The organism is Legionella tunisiensis, assembly GCF_000308315.1.
Lineage (GTDB): Bacteria > Pseudomonadota > Gammaproteobacteria > Legionellales > Legionellaceae > Tatlockia > Tatlockia tunisiensis.
Genome location: NZ_CALJ01000043.1, coordinates 1 through 2,635 on the forward strand (window position 1 = coordinate 1; position 2,635 = coordinate 2,635).

Here is a 2,635-nt window from a genome sequence, read left to right on the forward strand (position 1 = left end):
GACTATAATCAATCGTCAATGCATCGGCAGGAATTATATCCAGTTTATCGGCAGCCGTAGGCAAGGTAGCCAGATGAGCTTGTAAATCGATATCAATTTCAATCGCTGTTAAATGATCTAACTGCTTTAATAAAGGCTGAGTCAGGGCACCTAATCCTGGACCAATTTCAACGACCTTATCATCCCGATGCAAATGGGCAGCCTTTAAAATATCAGTAATAATATGCCTGTTTTGTAAAAAATTCTGGCCAACACGCTTACGGGGGCAATGATTCACTTCGTCACCTAAAACAAAGAAAAATTATGTTAACAATTTTTGTTGGATCCTATTTTATCCTTAAAATCATTTTTTGCTTGCCAATCAATAAAAAACTATCGCTTGGCGAATAGCCATGTTAGGTTACTGAGTTATGTATCGATAAGAGAAATCGCGTCCATGTTAAGTCATTTGTTAGAGCTTCGTAAACGTGCTCTACATATTATTATTACTTTTTTCGCTTTTTTTATTGTTTTTTTCTGTGCAAATGATTTGTTTCATGCTCTCATCTCTCCTTTAATCAATGCATTACCGAAAGAAAATTCGTTAATTGCCACCCAAATTACCTCACCAGTATTGACCCCTATCAAACTTGCCGCTGATGCCGCCATGTTGTGCACAGCCCCTTTTGCGCTGTTGCAATTATGGTGTTTTATCGCGCCAGGTCTTTATTGTCATGAGCGCTACAATTTACGCGGGGCGTTGACGAGCAGTCTCTTATTATTTTGCCTGGGTGTTTTATTTTGTTTTTATTTGGTTTTGCCTTTTATGTTTCAGTTTTTCGCCAAAGCGGTACCACTAGGCGTTAAATTTATGCCTGACATGACTTACGCTCTGGATTTTATTACCCGAATGTTATTACTCTTTGGTTTTGGTTTCCAAGTACCGCTTGTTTGCTTAACCCTGGTTCGTTTAGAGTGGGTTGATATTCAAGTATTGAAAAAAGTGAGGCCTTACATCATTGTTGCTGCCTTCACTATAGGCATGTTGTTGACCCCACCTGATGTTTTATCTCAAATAATATTGGCCGTTCCTCTTTGTCTCTTATATGAACTAGGCATTATTTTGGCGAAATACAGCTCCAGCCCAGCAATTAGTAACTATGATGAGATAACCAAATAACCAACTTGTTCCAAGTTGAACTAAATAATAAAACCGTAGTTAAAATAACCAGTACACTATATCTATTAAGATAATAAGCAACATTTTTAACGGGAGCATAACTGGGCTCTGATGAGGTAAGCCAACAACGTATGGCTATGCAAACTGGCAAATAAAGAAGAATTATAATTTCACTAAAAATCCTTGCTTCCATAAAACTACCAACCAGTAATAAACCAAGAAAATAACAAAGGCTAATATAGCGGATGGGTCTATATTGCAAAGGAATAAAATCATAAAAAGCAAACCAAAATAATGGTAACCCCGCAAAACAAAATATAAATAAAAAATATGTTGCTCATTGAACAACCATAGTAAATTAACTTCAAAGTAAGTGTAGGAAGAGCCCCGAAAATACCACTCCATTAACTGCCCTGGAATGTCATGCAAACTAAGCACAATAAGAAAGCGTGCCAAAAAATAGGCTAAGATCGCAAACAGTAGAGGTTTAAAAATTAAACGGAGATTTTGCCAATAAAGTGCGGGAATCAACAAAACCAGCAAAATACTACTCTCGCGATTAAAAGTAGCTAAAAACACCCAAGGAATTAGGTATAACCATTGCGCGCGTAGACAAAATAAAAATCCAGTCGCCATAAAAAAGTGACGCAGAATCACAAGGATAAAAAAGTTGCATCACCATCACTGTTAAACGGTAATTAATTACTGTTATCAAGGGTAAAAGGAGAATAAATAGCCAACTTAATAACTGTGTTGCTCGAGGCTCAAGTTCATAAGCAAGTAATTTAGTGAGCGCATAATAAAAAAGGCTTATAAATAACCATTCCAGTAAAAAGAACAACTCATCGATTTCTAATGGCAATACATAAGCAAGAAAATGAGCCAGGGCCGGCACTAACATCCGTTGCCCATAAGGCAGGCGAACCGAAAAATCGATTAACTCCGTCAGTGGTGCCTCAGTATATACACCAGTAAGCTTGGTATGAATGTAAGCATAGCTGAGAAGCAGAGCAACGGTTACAAAGTGCAACTTATAGCGCGTGATATCCTTATTCATACTTTTTATTGCAGCAAATTCAAGATTTATCGAGGCTAACCGATATCAGAGTAAAAACGCAAGAACTGGCCAAAACCAGGAGAAAGCGATGAATAAAACAGCAAAATTTAATGTTGGTGAGCAGGTAATTCATACACAACAGGATTATCGTGCCGTCATTATCGACGTAGATCCACTTTTTCAAGCATCCGGTCGGTATAATCCACAAGCAATTAAACGAGCTTTTGCAACCCGTAATCCTTGGTATCGTTTACTGGTTGATGAAAGCAGTTTGATAACCTATGTAGAAGAATGCTTTCTTAGAAAAGCGCTCAACTATTCAAGAATTAATAATCCTCTTATTAGTCATTATCTGAATGAGCATCAAGGTAATTATTATAGTAATGCAAGCCATCATTAAAGAGATACAGGCTTTAATT

General features: G+C 37.2%; 5 protein-coding genes. 2 read left to right on the top strand and 3 right to left on the bottom strand.

Annotated elements, in window-relative coordinates:
* Positions 1–277 (bottom strand): rRNA adenine N-6-methyltransferase family protein (locus BN58_RS03185; RefSeq protein ID WP_019215619.1); only part of this gene is annotated, 277 nt, incomplete at its 3' end.
* A gap of 159 nt (positions 278–436) precedes the next feature.
* Between BN58_RS03185 and tatC the strand changes: the two genes are divergently transcribed.
* Positions 437–1,159, top strand: coding sequence for a twin-arginine translocase subunit TatC (gene tatC / locus BN58_RS03190; protein ID WP_019215620.1), 723 nt, complete (start codon positions 437–439; stop codon positions 1,157–1,159).
* Between the two features lie 162 nt (positions 1,160–1,321).
* Here the strand turns inward: tatC and BN58_RS32585 are convergent, their stop codons facing one another.
* Entirely contained in the window at positions 1,322–1,702 is a 381-nt protein-coding gene (locus BN58_RS32585) for a hypothetical protein (protein WP_232220295.1), read from the bottom strand.
* Between the two features lie 16 nt (positions 1,703–1,718).
* Positions 1,719–2,216, bottom strand: coding sequence for a hypothetical protein (locus BN58_RS32590; RefSeq protein WP_019215622.1), 498 nt, complete (start codon positions 2,214–2,216; stop codon positions 1,719–1,721).
* Between the two features lie 88 nt (positions 2,217–2,304).
* Here BN58_RS32590 and hspQ point away from each other — a divergent pair, with 88 nt between their 5' ends.
* Complete coding sequence (gene hspQ, locus BN58_RS03200; protein WP_019215623.1) at positions 2,305–2,616, top strand: heat shock protein HspQ; 312 nt, start codon at positions 2,305–2,307, stop codon at positions 2,614–2,616.
* Positions 2,617–2,635 lie beyond the last annotated feature (19 nt).

Excerpts from the sequence above, each read along its gene's own strand:
- tatC (WP_019215620.1), top strand. The coding sequence starts at position 437 with ATGTTAAGTCATTTGTTAGAGCTTCGTAAACGTGCTCTACATATTATT.
- BN58_RS32590 (WP_019215622.1), bottom strand. The coding sequence starts at position 2,216 with ATGAATAAGGATATCACGCGCTATAAGTTGCACTTTGTAACCGTTGCT.
- hspQ (WP_019215623.1), top strand. The coding sequence starts at position 2,305 with ATGAATAAAACAGCAAAATTTAATGTTGGTGAGCAGGTAATTCATACA.